The sequence below is a fragment of the Anaerolinea thermophila UNI-1 genome (genome assembly GCF_000199675.1).
Taxonomy (GTDB): Bacteria; Chloroflexota; Anaerolineae; order Anaerolineales; family Anaerolineaceae; genus Anaerolinea; species Anaerolinea thermophila.
This window is the reverse complement of the sequence record NC_014960.1, coordinates 97021-113670: the sequence shown is the minus strand read 5'-3', so window position 1 is coordinate 113670 and position 16650 is coordinate 97021. Positions and strand designations below refer to the sequence as shown.

At 61.4% G+C, this 16650-nt stretch carries 14 protein-coding genes and 1 tRNA gene; 3 read left to right on the top strand and 12 right to left on the bottom strand.

The features are described from left to right. Nucleotides 1–82: 82 nt before the first annotated feature. From rnhB to radA, 5 genes are all read right to left on the bottom strand, one after another. Nucleotides 83–757 (bottom strand): ribonuclease HII, encoded by a 675-nt coding sequence (gene rnhB, locus ANT_RS00500; protein WP_013558532.1) that lies wholly within the window; start codon nt 755–757, stop codon nt 83–85. Then, a complete protein-coding gene (locus tag ANT_RS00495) occupies nt 735–1475 on the bottom strand; it encodes a dolichyl-phosphate beta-glucosyltransferase (protein ID WP_197534078.1) in 741 nt (246 codons plus the stop codon). Before ANT_RS00495 ends, rnhB begins: the two co-directional genes overlap by 23 nt. 27 nt (nt 1476–1502) lie before the next feature. Next, entirely contained in the window at nt 1503–1826 is a 324-nt protein-coding gene (locus tag ANT_RS00490; RefSeq protein WP_013558530.1) for a hypothetical protein, read from the bottom strand. 68 nt (nt 1827–1894) lie between these two features. Continuing rightward, a tRNA-Pro gene (locus ANT_RS00485) sits at nt 1895–1968 on the bottom strand. Nucleotides 1969–2117: 149 nt separating this feature from the next. After that, on the bottom strand, nt 2118–3515 hold the full coding sequence (radA, locus tag ANT_RS00480) for a DNA repair protein RadA (RefSeq protein WP_041454434.1): 1398 nt from the start codon (nt 3513–3515) through the stop codon (nt 2118–2120). A 44-nt stretch (nt 3516–3559) separates the two neighbouring features. On the opposite strand from radA, the gene ANT_RS00475 reads away from it, so the two are divergent. Then, complete coding sequence (locus tag ANT_RS00475; protein ID WP_013558528.1) at nt 3560–4417, top strand: DegV family protein; 858 nt, start codon at nt 3560–3562, stop codon at nt 4415–4417. Here the strand turns inward: ANT_RS00475 and ANT_RS17195 are convergent. Further along, on the bottom strand, nt 4405–4653 hold the full coding sequence (locus tag ANT_RS17195) for a hypothetical protein (protein WP_155817937.1): 249 nt from the start codon (nt 4651–4653) through the stop codon (nt 4405–4407). The two genes, ANT_RS00475 and ANT_RS17195, sit on opposite strands and share 13 nt — an antisense overlap. A 111-nt stretch (nt 4654–4764) precedes the next feature. On the opposite strand from ANT_RS17195, the gene ANT_RS15870 reads away from it, so the two are divergent. After that, nucleotides 4765–5430 carry an NBR1-Ig-like domain-containing protein gene (locus ANT_RS15870; protein WP_013558526.1) on the top strand — a complete coding sequence of 222 codons (666 nt, stop codon included), beginning with the start codon at nt 4765–4767 and terminating at the stop codon, nt 5428–5430. Nucleotides 5431–5525: 95 nt separating this feature from the next. Here the strand turns inward: ANT_RS15870 and ANT_RS00465 are convergent, their stop codons facing one another. The 6 genes from ANT_RS00465 to ANT_RS00435 form a co-directional block, all read right to left on the bottom strand. Further along, the gene (locus tag ANT_RS00465; protein ID WP_013558525.1) at nt 5526–7286 is read right to left on the bottom strand and encodes an alpha/beta hydrolase family protein; all 1761 of its coding nucleotides are present in this window, start codon (nt 7284–7286) and stop codon (nt 5526–5528) included. Between the two features lie 202 nt (nt 7287–7488). Then, nucleotides 7489–8922, bottom strand: coding sequence for a sensor domain-containing diguanylate cyclase (locus ANT_RS00460; RefSeq protein ID WP_013558524.1), 1434 nt, complete (start codon nt 8920–8922; stop codon nt 7489–7491). A 260-nt stretch (nt 8923–9182) separates the two neighbouring features. Further along, on the bottom strand, nt 9183–9839 hold the full coding sequence (locus tag ANT_RS00450) for a histidine phosphatase family protein (protein ID WP_013558523.1): 657 nt from the start codon (nt 9837–9839) through the stop codon (nt 9183–9185). Next, the gene (locus ANT_RS00445) at nt 9793–11184 is read right to left on the bottom strand and encodes an AAA family ATPase (protein WP_013558522.1); all 1392 of its coding nucleotides are present in this window, start codon (nt 11182–11184) and stop codon (nt 9793–9795) included. The genes ANT_RS00450 and ANT_RS00445 overlap by 47 nt, the downstream gene beginning before the upstream one ends. A 177-nt stretch (nt 11185–11361) precedes the next feature. Then, entirely contained in the window at nt 11362–13230 is a 1869-nt protein-coding gene (locus tag ANT_RS00440) for a DUF4914 family protein (protein ID WP_013558521.1), read from the bottom strand. 131 nt (nt 13231–13361) lie between these two features. After that, nucleotides 13362–15254: an ABC-F family ATP-binding cassette domain-containing protein gene (locus ANT_RS00435; RefSeq protein ID WP_013558520.1), complete on the bottom strand. Its 1893-nt coding sequence runs from the start codon at nt 15252–15254 to the stop codon at nt 13362–13364. A gap of 192 nt (nt 15255–15446) precedes the next feature. Here ANT_RS00435 and ANT_RS00430 point away from each other — a divergent pair, with 192 nt between their 5' ends. After that, nucleotides 15447–16649 (top strand): tetratricopeptide repeat protein, encoded by a 1203-nt coding sequence (locus ANT_RS00430; RefSeq protein WP_041454428.1) that lies wholly within the window; start codon nt 15447–15449, stop codon nt 16647–16649. Nucleotide 16650: the final 1 nt, after the last annotated feature.

Below are 16650 nucleotides of genomic sequence, written 5' to 3'. Positions count from 1 at the left end.
CTTCCAGCCCATGGATTGGCTCCGGTGGGAAGATAAAAGAAGTATATCATGGATGGGCAGGCGCAGGTCCTGGATTGCCCTCTCAGCCCGCGGACTTTTCCCACAGGTCGCTCAGGTGCATGACCGGGCGGTAGGTGCGGCGGTGCAATGGGCAGGGTCCCCACTGCTCGAGCGCGGCGCGGTGACGGGCAGTGCCGTAGCCCTTATGGAGTTCAAACCCGTACTGCGGATACTGGCGGGCAAGGTCGCGCATCAGCGCATCGCGGGCGGTCTTTGCCAGCACCGAAGCCGCCGCAATGCTCAAACTGCGTGCATCGCCTTTGATCAGACTGGTTTGGGGGAGAGGAATTTCCGGCAGGCGCAGAGCGTCAATCAGCAGATGGGTGGGGGAAAGCGCGCAGGCTTGCAGAGCGCGCATCATCGCCAGACGGGTTGCCGGGACAATGCCCTGCGTTTCGATTTCTTCCACACTGGCAAAACCCACCCCCCAGGCAAGGGCAGTTTGGCGAATCACTTCGGCAAACCCTTCACGGGCTTTGGCGGTCATCTGCTTGGAATCGCGCACCCCATGCAGACGTTCCAGCAGAGCGGAGTCGCCCGACGGCAGAATCACGGCAGCGGCGGCAACCGGACCCGCCCAGGCGCCGCGTCCGGCTTCGTCCACACCAGCCACGTGCAGTACGCCAGCCTGCCAGAGGCTTTGCTCAAATGCCAGGGTAGGATCGTGGGGAAGGTCAGCGAGAGGCGGGCGCGCCATCGTACATCCCCCGGCGGGCATTGAGGCGGATGCGGATTAAATCGGCAAACATGGCGTAGGAATCGCGCAGGACGCGGATTTTGCTCTCGGCGTTGTAGTACCAGGGGATGGGCACTTCCACCACACGGTAGCCCAACCGCCGGGCGATGAACAGCACTTCCACATCAAACGTCCAGCCGTGCAGGGTTTGCAAAGGGAAGATGCGCTCGGCAATGTCGCCGCGGAAGCACTTAAACCCGCACTGCGTATCCTGCAAGCCGGGCAGGGCTACCCAGCGCACCAGGGTATTGAAGCCGCGCCCGATGATGTGGCGCACCACCGGCTCCCCATAGCGCACCGCGCCGGGGGCTTCGCGCGAGGCAATGGCAATCTCCACCCCGGGCAGGGCTGGGGGGATGAAACGCGAAATCTGCTCCACCGGCATGGAGAAATCCACATCGCAAAACATGCGATACTGCCCGCGCGCCGTCAACATGCCCCGCTGGACGGCTAACCCCTTGCCGCGCCGCTCATCGGTGAGGGGCACAAGGTAGGGGAAGCGCGCGGCATACTCCGCCAGCACCTCACGGGTGCGGTCGGTACTGCCGTTTTCCACCACCACCACCTCAAAAGAAAACGACTGCGCTGAGAGGAAAGCGTGCAAACTCTCCAGCGCGGGGGGAAGACGGTGTTCTTCGTTGTGGGCGGGGAGGATAATGGAGAGGAAGGGGGCGCTCACGGTTGCCTGCCCGGCAAACAATCTGGGTTACAGAACCGGCACGCCCTTGAGCAGGTCCCGTGCTTCGGCTGAATCGTCCTCGCCACAGCGCACCCATTCGCCGCCGTTGTGATTCACCAGTCTGAGCGGGGCGCCAAACTCAAACTGATTTCCCCAGGGGGCAAGGCGTCTGCCACTGTAAATCACCTGTTTGGCGCGCAGGCGTTGCATCAGGTCCTCGCGGCGCACCAGAATATGGTCGCCAAAGACGGCGCCCCGGCGTTCATGCAGACGGACAAAATCAATTTTGCCTTCAGGGGTGTAATGAACGGCTTCGACAACTGCATCCACTTTGCGGGGTGCCTTTTCCATAGGGCTTCCATGCTCCTGTCTGGATACAAATTCAACCGCCAGTAAACCCGGCGGTCGGATGAATTCAGTCGGGGTGGGCGGATTTGAACCGCCGACCACATGCCCCCAATGCACGTGCGCTACCGGACTGCGCTACACCCCGGGCTGTCATGAGTATAATCCGAATCGGCGCAAACCGTCAAGAAGCCGCCCCAAAGGGTACAGGAAACTTTACATTCTATGCGCCCTGGCGGTAACACACAACCGTGGACTGAGCCTGTCAAAGGGCATGAGGCACAATCTGCCGCGGTCTTACCCCCCGGCAAGCAACGCCAGGTTCAGCGCCTCGCGCAGAGAGCGCGCTTCCAGCACCTGAATGCCTTCGGGGTATGCCTCGCCGCCTTTGCGGATGCGCCGCGGGATGATGGCGGTATCAAAGCCCAGTTTGGCGGCTTCGCGCAGGCGGGCGCTCATCTGCGAGGGCATGCGCAGTTCGCCGGAAAGCCCCACCTCGCCAATCAACACGGCGTTGGCGCGCACGGGGGTGTCCTTCATGGACGAGGCAATCGCCGCCGCCACGGCAAGGTCGGCGGCAGGTTCGGTGATGCGCAAGCCGCCGATGACGTTGACGAAGACATCCTGCTCGGCAAGGCGCATGCCCAGACGGCGGGTGAGGACGGCGGTGATGAGCAGAAGGCGGTTGCCGTCAATGCCGTTGGGGGTGCGCCGCGGCAGAGTCAGCGGGCTGGGGCTGGTCAAGCCCTGAATCTCCACCAGCAGGGGGCGCGTGCCTTCCATGGTCACGGCGATGGCAGAGCCGGGGACGTTCACCAGCCGCTCGGCGAGGAAGGCTTCGGACGGGTTGAGCACCTCGCTCATCCCGCGTTCCAGCATCTCAAAGACGCCTACTTCCGAGGTGGCGCCGAAGCGGTTCTTCACCGAACGCAGAAGGCGGTAGGACTGATAGCGGTCGCCTTCCAGATACAGCACCGTATCCACGATATGCTCCAGCACGCGCGGACCGGCGATGATGCCCTCTTTGGTGACATGCCCGATGACAAAGATGGAAATCCCCGCCGATTTTGCCAGGTCGCGCAGACGGCTGGCGCACTCGCGCACCTGCGAGACCGACCCCGCCGAGGATTCCAGCGCGGGTAGATAGACGGTTTGAATCGAATCCACCACCAGCACGGAGGGAGCCAGCGAACGCACATGCTCCAGCATGCTGTCCAGATTGGTCTCGGTCAGCAGGAAAAGATTTTCGGGCACAGGACGCCCGTTGAGCAGACGCACGGCGCGCATCTTCACCTGGCGCTCGGACTCTTCGCCGGAGATATACAGCACGCGGCGTTCCTGCGCCATCTCCAGGGCAACCTGAAGCATGAGGGTGGACTTGCCGATGCCGGGATCTCCGCCCACCAGCGTAATGGAGCCGGGGACGACCCCGCCGCCCAGCACACGGGCAAACTCGCCGATAGGCACGGGCAGGCGGGCTTCGTGGTCACCTTCGATTTCATCCAGACGGCGGGGCTGAGAGGTGAACCCGCCGGGCGAGGACGAAGCACTGGGGCTTTTGGCGGGTGTGCTGGGCGGAGCGATGATTTCTTCCACCATGCTGTTCCATGCCCCGCACTGTGGACAGCGTCCCATGGCGCGCGCCGCCACCCGCCCGCAGTTCTGGCACACATAACGGGTCTGAATTTTTGCCATGAAAATCATTATATCGCCGATTGAGCGGACGTATAATTTAAAACATGAACACCACACCCATAGCACTGATCACTGATTCAACCTGCGACATTCCACCGGCTTATCTGGAGCAGTACGGCATTATCGTACAGCCGCACGTGCTCATCTGGAACGGTGTGGAGTACCGCGACCGCGTGACCCTTTCTTCCGAGGAATTTTACCGGCGCATCCAAAGTGAAGGCACTCTGCCCACCACCGCACAGGCAAGCGTGCATGACTTTCTGAGTTTGTTTCACTCCCTGCAGGAACAGGGTTACCGCGAGGTGGTGGTGATTCTGCTCAGCGGGCATTTCAGCGGGGCGATGCTCTCGGCGCAACAGGCGGCTCAGCAGTCCCCCATTCCCGTGCATGTGTACGATTCGCGTGCGGTGACGGCAGGACTTGCCTGGCAGGTGCTGGCGGCGGCGCGCGCCCGCGAGCGCGGCGCTTCGGCACAGGAAATGCTCGCCGCGGCAGACGAGGTGCGCCGCAAGGTGCGCCTGGTGATTGCGCTGGATACGCTGGAGTACCTGCACCGCGGCGGGCGCATCGGCAAAGCCGCCTGGCTGGCAGGTTCTATCCTGCAGATTAAACCGCTCATCCGCGTCAATCACGAGACGGGTATTGTGGAAGCCTATGGGGTAGAGCGCACCCGCCAGCGGGTCATCGAAGCCATGATCAAACGCTTTTTCAAAGAGGTGGCGGGCGAGGGCAGGTTGCACGTGGCGGTGATGCACGGCATGGCGGAAGAGGAAGCCCAAGCCATTGCCGCGCGCATCCGGCAGGAACACCCCAATGCCGAAGTGTATGTGCATCTCACCGGACCGATATTGGGGCTGAACACCGGTCCGCGGGCGCTGGCGCTGGGCGGTTACCGTGAGTAAGGCATGTCCCCCGGTATGTGGCAGAGATTGAGGACTTGGGCGTGAACCTGAGGCGAGCGCACCACCCCCAGCCCGTTGGGAATGTGCGCTATGCCGATGCCTGAGCGCGTTGAAGACATCGAGGCAAACGCTTGGGTTTCACCGCCGGAGCGCAAAGAGAAGATGAAGCCGCCCACCGAGCCGTAGTCTGAGCCAGGTGGGTGGCTTGTCGAGCCGGTTCGAAAACTTCGCGCCAAACCTCATCCCGCCTCTGCCGAAAGACTCATCCAGAAGAAGGTGAAGTTTTCGAATCAGTCCGGCAAAAAAATGGATATACTTAAACCATCCACACCCTTGAGGGGGAAGATATGCCTCGAAAGACGGTCTTCTTTGTTTTGCTTCTGATTGTCTTGATGGTGGGGTTCAGTGGTTGTCAATCCACGCCCACCCCTGAACCCACCATGGACCCTGCCGTATGGACGCAAACGGCAGTGGCGGCGCAAACGCTGGAGCAGGGCACGCAGGAAGCCTTGCAAACCGCCCAGGCGCGATTGAATGTGACGCCAAGTCCAACGCTCACCTCTACTCCTGCGCCTACCCGTACGGCAACCCCAACCGTCACGCCGACCATTACCCTGGTGCCCACCCGCACAAGCACTCCCCTGCCCAGCGCTACCATCACCAACACACCTTCCCCTTACACCTGTCGGCTGGTCTCGCAGGTGCCGCGCGATGGCTCCACTATCAAACCCAACACGCAGTTCACCGTCACCTGGACGGTGCAGAACGTGGGCAAAGTGATCTGGGAAGACATCGGCATTGACCTGGTGCAGATGGGCGGGGATAAGATTGCCGTGCAGACCATCTATGACCTGCCGCGCACGGTCAAGCCCGGCGAATCGGTGGACTTGCAGGTGGAGTTGAAAGCCCCCGAAGCCACCGGCTACTACCGCACCGACTGGAAACTGGCAATCGTCGATCAGGGCTTCACCTTCTGCCCCCTGTACGTGGATTTCTGGGTGAGCGACCGGTAAAGTTTCTTAACGCACCCTCTTAAAATTCAAGGGCTGTCCGGGATGCATCTCCGGACAGCCCTGCAGTTTATACACCGCTTAGCGTTTCAAGCGCATTACAGGGGGAAGTGCGTGGCGGTACCTGCCACCACAATCCAGGTGAAGAGCAAAGCGTTGAGGAACGCGCCGGTGTAGATGCGCCCCGTCTTGCGGTAGAAGAAGGTGGTCAGCGCGCCAGCCAGTCCCAGAATGGGGATGAACTGGTAGCCGATGATCGTCCACAACGGCTGGGTGGGGTCGAACAGCATCCCGCGCGTCCACATGGGGATGTACTGCACCAGTTGCAGGGCAGTGTAGCCGACGATGAAGATCAGGGCATTCACCGCCACTTCTTTCCACAGCCCGAAATCGGCGCGGCGCATCTGCGCAAAGAGCGCCAGGCTGGCAAGGAAGAAGTACACGAACAGCGGGATGAGGTAGCGCAGGGCAATGGCGAAGTGCGTGGGACTCATCAGTTTGACGGCAAACACCCAGAAGCGGTAATCGGTCTTGAAGAGGAAATCGGTGACCAGCAGGGTGGCATAGCCCAGCAGGACAATGCACAGCGCCAGCACGAAGGAACGCCCAATCTTCACCCAGTTCAGTTTACCGTTCCAGGTCAAGCCGTACTCGTCTCCGCCGCCGCGCTCCGATTTCTTCACCAGCAGGAAGTGCCAGAGCAACAGCAGGGCGAGGGAAATCAAGCCGTTCAGCACCGCCCAGAAGGTCACCTGGGTGGTGATGTTCTGGGGGAAGAACCATGAGGCTTTGAAGATCTTGCCCGCCCAGGTGGTGAAGGTGAAGAGCGTCAGCGGACCGATGGCGGCGGTGAGCAGAGCGCCCAGCCACCAGCCCCAGCCGGTCAAGCCTTTGGCGGCAGGCAGAGGGTCAACGATGGCTTTGAAGTAAGGCACTTCGACCAGCAAACCGCCTGCGGCAACCAGGAAGAGGAAGAAGCCCAGCAAGGCAATCAGCGTGCCGATTTCCTTCCAGTACCAGATTTGACTGCTGGCGGGGATGGGATTGCCCCCTTGCAGGGTCTTCTGGAACCAGTCAATGGCGTGACCAATGGCGACCTGGCTCAGGTGATCGCCCGGATGGGAGACGCGCGGCTGGTACAGCACCCGCGCCGTACCGGCGTTGATATCCCCGTAAATTTTGCCAACCTGGATATCTTCCTGCGTGTTGAAGAGGGCTTTCATCTTGTCGGATTTGCCCACATCGGCGGCGCGCGGCGTTCCCCACATCAGCCCGGAGAACTCATCCCACTGGCTGAAGACTACCGCCACATTGCGCGGGAACTCCGGTGTGCCGTCGGGTGCGCCGTAGGTACCGGTGGATGAGCCTTGCAACACCACCGACTGGTAGCCATCGGGGAACACCGAGGCGGCAATCAGCACCGCCCAGCCGCCCATGGAGTGCCCTTCCAGCCCGATGTTATTCTTATCCACAATGTCCAGCGAGCGCAGGTAGCGCAGTCCTTCAATGCCGCCAAAGCCGTCGGCAAAGGCGGGACCTTCGCTGTAGCCATGCCCGGATTGATCCAGGGCAAGCACCACGTAGCCGCGGCGGGCAAACTCGATGGCAAAGCCGTCCTGCGTCTCGCGCGAGTTGATGTAGCCATGAATGGCAAGAATCCCCGGTGCGGGCTTTTCTGCCGAAACCCCTTTGGGGATGTAGAGCAGAGCGGAGTACAGGCGTCCGTTGGGTGCGGCGAAGCGCACATCTTTAATGGTCACTCGTCCAAAGTCGGTTTGAACGGCACTGGCAAGCAATCCTCCGATCAGAATCATTGCCAGCGCGATGTACAGAAGATTGCGGAACAGTTTCGGATTCATGTCTTCCTCCCAGGAAAGCGAAAACGGTTTTGAGACGGGTAGATACGACAACGCAGGGCAATCTCCCAAACACCACCCCCTTTCATGTGAAGGTTCAGCAAAATTAATTCTACATTAAAAATTGGAGAAAAGGCTCTTTTTTCAGGATGAAACCCGTTTACGGGCGCCGGGACTTGCCCGCCTACCCCTGAGAGTTGAGGGCTTACCCCTCGTGGTGATGTTCGCGTTTGTTGCGGTACATCTCCGTATCGGCGCGGCGCATGGCAAGTTCCAGGTTTTCGCCGGGCTGAGAGACGCTGAAGCCCATAGACAGGCTCAGCCGGGGTTCACCGTAGAAGCGGTTGTTCAGTCGGATGAGGGTTTCCAGACGGGCAATGGCTTCTCTGCCATCCTGTTCGCCGGCGTTCATCATCAACACGGCAAACTCGTCCCCGCCAATGCGCGCCACAAGGTCGTTGGCGCCAAAAGCGGCTTTGAGCACCTCGGCGGCACAGCGGATGAGTTTATCGCCTTCGTCGTGACCCAGGGTATCGTTGACCAGTTTCAGCCGGTCGAGGTCGGCCATCAAAAGCGTCACCGGCACGCTGCGATGTTCATTAAGGCGTTTCATCTCGTCCTGGAAATGGGCGCGGTTGTAAAGCCCGGTCATCACATCGTGCGTGCCCAGGTAGCGCAGGTATTCCTCGGCTTTGTGCCGGCTGGTGACGTCTTCCAGCGCCACCAGCACCCGCTCGAAGGTCTCTTCTGAACCCGGATACACCGACAGGTGCAAATGCACATACAACGGCTCGCCTTGCAGGGTGTAGTTAATCCCCTCCGCCTCGTAAGACAATTCCCCTTCCCACAGATGCACCAGTTCCCGGGCAAAATGCTCGCGCATCTCGTCGCGGAAGATGCGATCCACATGGGCGCGCAGGTCATCCACACTGGATGCGCCGAACAGTTCCAGCGTCTTGCGGTTTACCTCCAGCACGCGGATTTTCTGCATACAGGCGGTGACCACTTCCGGGTGTTCTACCAGATAGTCCCGCAGGTCTTCCACCCCCTGAGAGCGCAGGTCATTAAAGATGGCTTTAATCTGGCTGTAATCTTCTTCCCAAAGCGAGATGGGCGAATTTTCAAACAAACCGCGCAAACGGTTGGCGCTGGCTTCCAGCGCGCGCTCGGCGTTTCGGCGCGCGGTGATATCCTCCAGGCTGACCAGCACCTCCTGCCAGGTTTCTTCCGCGCCGGGCAGGATACGCCATGAGAGCAGTACATCAAACGGGTTGCCCTGCAGGGTGTAGTTGATGCCCTCGCCGGACCACGTCAGCGCTCCCTGCCAGAGCGCCAGCAATTCCTCGCGGAAGTGGCGGCGCATGTCATCGCGGAAGAAATGCGGCAGGTTAGAAAGGAAGGTTTCCCGATCGGGAACGCCATACATTTTCAGGGTGTGCTGGTTAACACGCACGACACGGATGAATCCCATACAGCGGTCAATTTCCTCGGGATGGTTCTGAAGAAAAGCCTCCAGATCATTGACTCCCTCGGCGCGCAGAGCCTCAAAGCGCTGGCGAATGGCACTGAAGTCCTGTTCCATCAGTGCAATGGGGGCGTATTCAAACAACATTTCAAAATGCCTTTCCTCTTCAGACATCCTCGCCTCACTTTCAGAACGAGCCGAAAGACACCCCCTTTTCTTGCATTATATAACCAGTCGGTCTGGGTAAGGTACAGTCGGGCAAGCCCGCTCGCCTGCGGGGATGCTGCGCGATCGCGATGCCCCCGGTCATCTCGTTGCGAGCCCGGAGCGCGAAAGTGCCCCGAACAGCGTAAGACTCCCGCAGGGCTTGGCGAGATTGCTTCGTAATAACACAAAAGAGATTGTCCCCTACCCGGACGCGCGTTCGGGCAGGCTCACCGACCCGTTCCATGGGGCTTCTTCTCCGGCGGGGGCGTCAGCGCCAGCCCATCCACCTGATTGACGTGCGGCACCTGCACCTCGCCGTCCTCGCCAAACACCACCACGCTGAGCGAAGCCGGCGCCGCCGCCAGGCGGTGCAGGGCTTGCAGAGGCATCAGCAGGTAATGCGCCACCGCCAGACGCACCACATCGGCGTGGGTGAAGCAGGCAATCATCTCGCCGGGATGCCGCCGGCGCAATTCCTCGATTTGCGCCACGATGCGCACCTGGGCTTCCGGGAAAGACTCGCCCCCTGGAAAGGCAAACCGACCTGGGTCTTCGCGCAGGGCTTTCCAGGCTTTCAGGCGGCGCAAACTCTTCAGCGTGCGCCCCGCCCACCCCCCCGGATCCACCTCGTTCAAGCCCTCGGCGGTCAGGATGGGCAATCCCTTTGCCTCGGCAAGCGGACGGGCAGTTTCGCGGGCGCGCTCCAGCGGACTGGCGTACACCGCGCGGATGGGCGCTTCGGCAAGGCGTTCGCTCAGCGCGCGGGCTTGCTGGATGCCCTTTTCGGTCAGCACCACGCCGGGCAAACGTCCCGGCAGGCGCCCCTGCACGACAAAGTTAGTCTCGCCGTGGCGAATCAACAGCAGGATGGTCGGTGTTTTCATGCGAAGCAGGCTCCGTTTGAGCAGTTTTCCAGGCGCGCCAGCGCTTCAGGCGTTCAAGAATTTGGGCTTCATAGCCCTGATCGGAAGGGTTGTAGAAAATCGTCCCCTGCAGGGAAGCCGGCAGGTACTGCTGAGGGACAAAATGATCGGGAAAATCGTGCGGGTAGAGGTAGCCCTTGCCGTGCCCCAGCCCCCTGGCGTCGCGGCTGGCATCCATGAGATGCACGGGGACGGGACCGGCGCCTTCCTGCTGAATGCGCTCCAGCGCGCTGTAGTACGCCTCTCCCACCGAGTTGCTCTTGGGAGCGGTGGCAAGGTAGAGGGTGGCTTCGGCAATCGGGTAGATACCCTCGGGCATGCCGATATAATCGAAGGCATACGCCGCCGAAACCGCCACCTGCAGGGCGTGCGGGTCTGCCAGTCCAATATCCTCGCCCGCCAGGATGATGAGCCGCCGCAGGATGAAGCGCGGGTCCTCGCCCGCCGCCAGCATCTTCGCCAGCCAGTAGAGCGCGGCATCGGGGTCCGAGCCGCGCACGCTTTTGATGAACGCCGAGATGGTATCGTAGTGGGCATCGCCGTTCTTATCGTACAGCACAGCGCGCCGCTGGATGGATTCCTGGGCAACATCCAGCGTAATGTGGCGCACGCCGTTTTCATCGGGCGGAGTGGATTCGACCGCCAGTTCCAGCGCGTTGAGCAGGTTGCGGGCATCGCCGCCGGACACGCGGATGAGATGCGCGCGGGCTTCGGGGTCCACCTGCACGCTGATTTTGCCGTAACCGCGCTCGGGGTCGCTCAGGGCGCGGTCGAAGAGGATGCTGAGATGATGTTCCTCCAGGGGAAGCAGTTGGAAGATGCGTGAGCGCGACACCAGCGCGCTGATGACCTCAAAGTAGGGGTTTTCGGTGGTTGCCCCCACCAGCGTAATCATGCCGCTTTCCACGTGGGGCAGAAGGGCATCCTGCTGGGCTTTGTTCCAGCGGTGCACCTCATCCACGAAGAGGATGGTGCGCCGCCGGTAGAGTTTGCGGCGTTCCTCGGCTTCCTGAATGACGCGCCGCAAATCGGGCACGCCCGCCAGCACCGCCGAGATGACCTCAAAATGCGCCTGGGTGTACTGGGCAATCAACTGCGCCAGGGTGGTTTTGCCGGTGCCGGGCGGTCCCCACAAAATAATGGATGAGAACAGACGGTCGGTCTCAATGGCGCGGCGCAATAATTTACCGGGACCGATGATGTGTTCCTGCCCTACCATCTCATCGAAGGTGCGCGGGCGCAGACGCGCCGCCAGCGGGGCTTCGCTCTTCATTTGCTCTTGATGGGCATGGTCAAAAAGGTCCATGCGCTTGGCTTCTCCTCCCTGAGATTCTGAGATTGAATATATCACGTTTCAGGGGGGAATGGAAAGTCCTTGCGCAACCGATGAACAAGATTGGCGCAGGACGCCCCGCATGGCTTCTATCGTTCTCACCGCTGGCAGACACGCCCCGGCAGGCACGGCGCAAGCGGATCGCAGGAACTACTCCGCCGGGATGAGGGCTTCGAAGTCCTGCAGGGTGCCGCGGTCCAACGCGCAGGTGATAATCTGCCTGCCCAGGGGGTCCAGATCTTCGGTGAGGAAGGGTTGCAGGGTGCGCTGGAAGAACTCATAAAGCATTTGCGCCCCCTGGTCGTAACCCTCTTCACCCACCTCGGGCTGAGTGTCCACCTGCAGGAACCAGCGGGCAATCTGCTGACCTTCCACCTGCATTTGATGCATGGCATAACCCAGCAGGGCACAGCGCGCCGGACGGATTTGCTCCGGGCGGAAGCGCGCGCTCCCGCGCCGTGCCAGATACTCGCGGGCAATCCACTCTGCCATAAAGCCCACCTTCCAGGCGCCAATGTGCTGGTTGGGCACAAGAATGTAACGCATGCGCCGGTAAGCCGCAAACTGATCCAGCAGGATGTTGGCATGGCGCACCTGCAAACCGCTGGCAAAGGGCCAGTACGAACCCACCCCCTCACTGCTCATGCCCTCGGTTTCCACAATGCTGGGATTGTCGTATCCGCGCGGGGCAACCAGACGCCACAACCACGCCAGCGCCGGCGGCAGGATGTGGAACAAACCAATGATGCCGTAACTGGGCTTCTCGCGGGTGCAGGGCGGGGTGCGCACCCCAAAACTGCGGATGTCCACCGTCACCGAGTTCTCGATGATATTGGGCACAATCGCGCGCGGGATGATGACCCGCGGATTGGGGCAGGGTTTGCCGGGAGCGTCCTCAATATGCTCCCAGATGAGCGCCCGCGCGCCGGGTACAGCGTCAATGTTCAGGAAAAGCAGGGGGCGTTCGGGTTGGGCCGTCAGCCCTTCCAGGAAGGGGTCGGTGCCGTAGCGGCGGATGTGATCCACGCGCACAAACCAAGAACGCTCGGCGTCTTTCAGGCGCAGTTTGCCGTGGTTGGCTTGAATCGAGGGGTGGCACAGCGCCATATCGTCGGTGACCGGACGCAGTTCGCAGGCACGGGGAATCTGCAGGTAGCGTTCCTCGCCGGTGACCAGATTGCGCCCCAGCAACCAGCGTCCATCGGGGGCGCGGTGAGCTTGCTCCAGCATCTCACTCTTGCCACCGCCGCTGGCGCCCTCGTGCATGATGGTAATCTCGTTATCGTAGGGGGTGATGACCCGCACGGTTGAACAGTGCGCTGTTGTCCAGCCTTCTTTTTCTCCCAAACTCAAGAGCATCCCGTACACGCCCTTCTTGGCGCTGGGACCTGGGTAGAGGTTGTAGGAAAACATCTCGTACACATGGGGCAGGCGGTTATGCACCACCACCTGTTTGCCCTGAAAGTGGGTGTGGCGGAAGACCGGCGCCACGTACACCACCGCCGCGGGATGAAAATCGGCGGGGATGGCGGCAGGGTTCAACATGCCCTGCAACATGGCAAGCCCCAGGGCAAAGAAGCCGGCGTTAGCAGGACACAGCACCAGCGCCCCCAGTCCAATCTCATCTGCGCCGGCGTTAAACGCAAAAACGATTAATTCCTGCGACTTCAGCCAGTCGAAAGTCTGCTGGCGCAGTCCTTCAAACGGCTCGCCAAAGCGTTCGGCAAAGCGCGGCTTGTCGGTCGGCAGGTCGTCGCCCACCACCAGGCAGTTGGGGTCTCGTCGGCGCATGTAAGGCTCGGGGTAATTGGCGGCAACGCCGTTGCGCACGCGGGCAACGGTGGCTTCCACCACGCGTCCCACGCCAGGCACTTCGTATGCCACCTCGAAAAACTTGCTCTCGCGCCCGCCGCACGCCAGATCCACCAGTTCCTGTTCCGATGCCGGGGAGATGACGCGCGGCGCGGCTTTCAGGATGGCTTTTGCCTCCTCCGGAATGCCCAATTGCGTCCAGTCCATAACCAGACCTCCTGTAAATCCTGGCGGGTTTCCTTTAACTCGTCAGACAAGTGGAATGAATGGCGCAGATTATAGCATTTTGAGTCAACGGGGAAGGCGATTCGGAAAAAAATGACCCTTTTGGGTGAGGATTAATGACCCTCACCCTCCAGCCATTCGTGCAATTTTTGCTCGAGGGTCTGCTGAAGGTGCAGGTACTCCTGCCCCAGTTTGTGGACTTTCGCCGGGTCGGGCGGGGGTGTTTCCAGCGCACGGCTGAGCGCCGCCAGTTGTTCCTCCAGGCGCTGGATTTCAGCTTCCAGTTCCTGCTGGCGCTTCAGGCGTTCGCGCTCCTTGTTGCGCGAGGGGGTGGTGCGGGGAGCAGGCTTCTCGGCGGGCTTGACCGTCACGGCTTGCGCGCGGCGGGCTTCTTCTTCGGCGCGCAGCACCTCGCGGTACTGGCTGTACGTGCCTTCAAACACCCGCAGGGTGCGCGCTTCGGGGCGCACCTCCCAGATTTGCGTTGCCAGCGCATCAATCAGGTAGCGGTCGTGCGAGACCAGCAACACCGTCCCCTCATAGTCCGAGAGCACGGCTTGCAGAATTTCCTGCGAGGGCAAATCCAGGTGATTGGTGGGTTCATCCAGCAGGAGCAGGTTGGCTTTGGAAAGCGCCAGCACCGCCAGCGCCAGCCTGCCGCGCTCGCCGCCGGAAAGCACCCGCACCGGCTTGAAGACATCGTCCTCGGTGAAGAGGAAGCGCGCCAGATAGTCGCGAATCTGCGCCGGGAGCAGGTTGGGCGCGGCGGCGGAGATTTCTTCCATGAGGGTGTGGTCGGGATTCAGCCCTTCGTGTGCCTGGGCAAAGTAGCCCACCTGCAGGCTGGCGCCCAGCACCACCTCGCCTTCCAGCGGCGGCAGGATGCCCAGAATGGTCTTGAGGAAGGTGGTCTTGCCCGCGCCGTTGGGTCCAATGACGGCGGCACACTCGCCGCGCCGCAGGGTCAGGTCGGGAACGCGGAACAGCACGCGGCGTTCGTCGGGGTAGCCCACCGCCAGCCCCTGCGTGCGCAGAACCAGATCGCCGGAGCGCTGGGCAGGGGTCAACTGCAGGCGCAGGGCGCGCGGCTTGACCGGTGGGGTGAGGCGGGCAGTTTCCAGCAAGCGCTCTAGGCGCTTAAGCCTGCCCTTTGCCTGCGCGGTGTTCTGCCCGGCAATGTTGCGGCGGATGTACTCTTCTTCTTTTTCGATGAAGGCTTGCTGGGCTTCGTATTCTTCCATGCGGCGGCGGTAGCGTTCCTCGCGCTGATGCAGGTAGGCAGTGTAATTGCCGGGGTAGATTTCCAGCGCCGGGGTCATCTCCCAGATTTGCTCGACCACCTGATCGAGAAAATAGCGGTCGTGCGAGACCAGCAGAACCGCCCCCTGCCACTCTTTGAGGGTGTTCTCCAGCCATTCGATGGCTTGAATATCCAGGTGATTGGTGGGTTCGTCCAGCAGAAGCAGGTCGGGCTGGCTGAGCAGGATGCGCGCCAGCAGGGCGCGGGTTTGCTGTCCGCCTGAAGTTTTGTTGAGCGGGCGCTGATAGTCGCTTTCGCTGAAGCCCAAGCCCTGCAGGGTCTGGCGGATGCGCGTCTCGTAGGTGTAGCCGCCGGCGCGCTCAAAGGCTTCCTGCAGTTTGCCGTACTGCGCCAGCGTCTCTTCGCTGTGGTCCCCGGCGCTCATGCGCGCTTCCAGGGCTTGCAGGTCTTCCTGCATTTGCAGAAGGGGGGCAAAGGCGCTGAGGCATTCCTGCCAGAGGGTGCGCTGATGGCTGAAGTGGGGGCGCTGGGGCAGGTAGCCCACCCGGCAGTTGCGGGCAATCTGCACCTCGCCGGTGGTGGGTTCTTCCTCGCCCGCCAGGATGCGCAAGAGGGTGGTCTTGCCCACACCGTTGACGCCCACCAGCCCGATGCGCGCGCCGTGAGGAATGCTCAGATTGAGGTCGCGGAAGACATCCAGCGCCCCGTAGGACTTGCTCAGGTGATTGGCAATCAACAGCGACACGCTGGAGAGTATACCACAGGCGCGCCAGTCCTCGCAGACCGAGCGTTGCCAGGTGTGCGGCTGGAGTCGCCGCCAGGGCGAGAAGGGGATGAAGAAGGAAAAGCACCCTCATCCATTAAAATTCCCTTCCTTGACGCCCGGGACAAGATTCGGTAAGATGAACGCATGTATTTATCCGGCTCGCGGTGGAGCATGACGCGCCGCAAACGGCGCGCCAACCCGCTCAGGCTTATTGTGCTGATTGCCGCCGTCGGGGTGATGCTGTACGTTAACCAATTCGTCGTGCCCAACACCCCGCCGCTCTTTGTGCCTACCCCCACCCCAACCCGCTCCCCCGAATCCTTCCTGCAGGAAGCCCGCGCCTTTGCCGCCGAGGGACGCTTCACCCAGGCAGAAGCCGCCTACCAGCAAGCCCTGCAGGCTGACCCCAAGAACATCACCATTTACCTGGAACTGGCGCGCCTGCAAGCCCTCTACGGCAAGTATGCCGAGGCTCAGAAGAACGCCGAGAACGCCATCCTGCTCAACCCCAACAGCAGTCTGGCGCACGCCATCCACGGCTGGGCACTGGGTTTGCAGGGTGAATACCTGCCCGCTCAGGCGGAGTTGAATAAAGCCATCGAAATCGAACCCGGCAACGGGCTGGCATACGCTTACCTTGCCGAAGTGCTGGCACTGCAGAAAATTGAAGGCAAGGACGACCCCACCACGCTGGAAAAAGCTATCGAAGCCTCGCGCAAGGCGGTGGAATTGGCGCCCGACCAGATGGAATCCTACCGCGCCCGCGGCTACGTCCTGGAAATCACCAGCAACTACGCCGATGCCGTGGTCGCCTTCCAGCAAGCCATTGCCCTCAACGACAACCTTGCCGACCTGCACCTGGCGCTGGGACGCAACTACAAAGCCCAGGATATCTACGACAAAGCCATCGAGGAATTTAACAAAGCCATCGCCCTGCGCCCCGATGACCCCCGCCCCTATGTGGAGACAGCCCTGACCTACCTGCGCTACGGCGAGTACGCCAAAGCCGCCCAGTATGCCGAACAAGCCATCCAGCAAGACCCCACCGACCCCTTCCTCTATGGCTACCTGGGCACCATTCACTACCGCACGAGCAACTACAACCAGGCGGTGAAGTTCCTGCGTCTGGCAACCCGCGGCGGGCTCTCTGAGACTGGCGCCACCGTCCAGGGATTACCGCTGGATGCCACCAGCCAGTACCTCTATACCCGCTACGGCATCTCGCTGGCATACGTGGGCGAGTGCGGCGAAGCCCTGCAGATTTCGCAGGCGCTTCAGCAAGCCTTCCCCGATGATCAGGTCAACCTGGACAACGCCGCCGAGATTGTGCGCATCTGCGAGACGGGCGGCGCTTCTCCCACCCCCACCCCGTAAG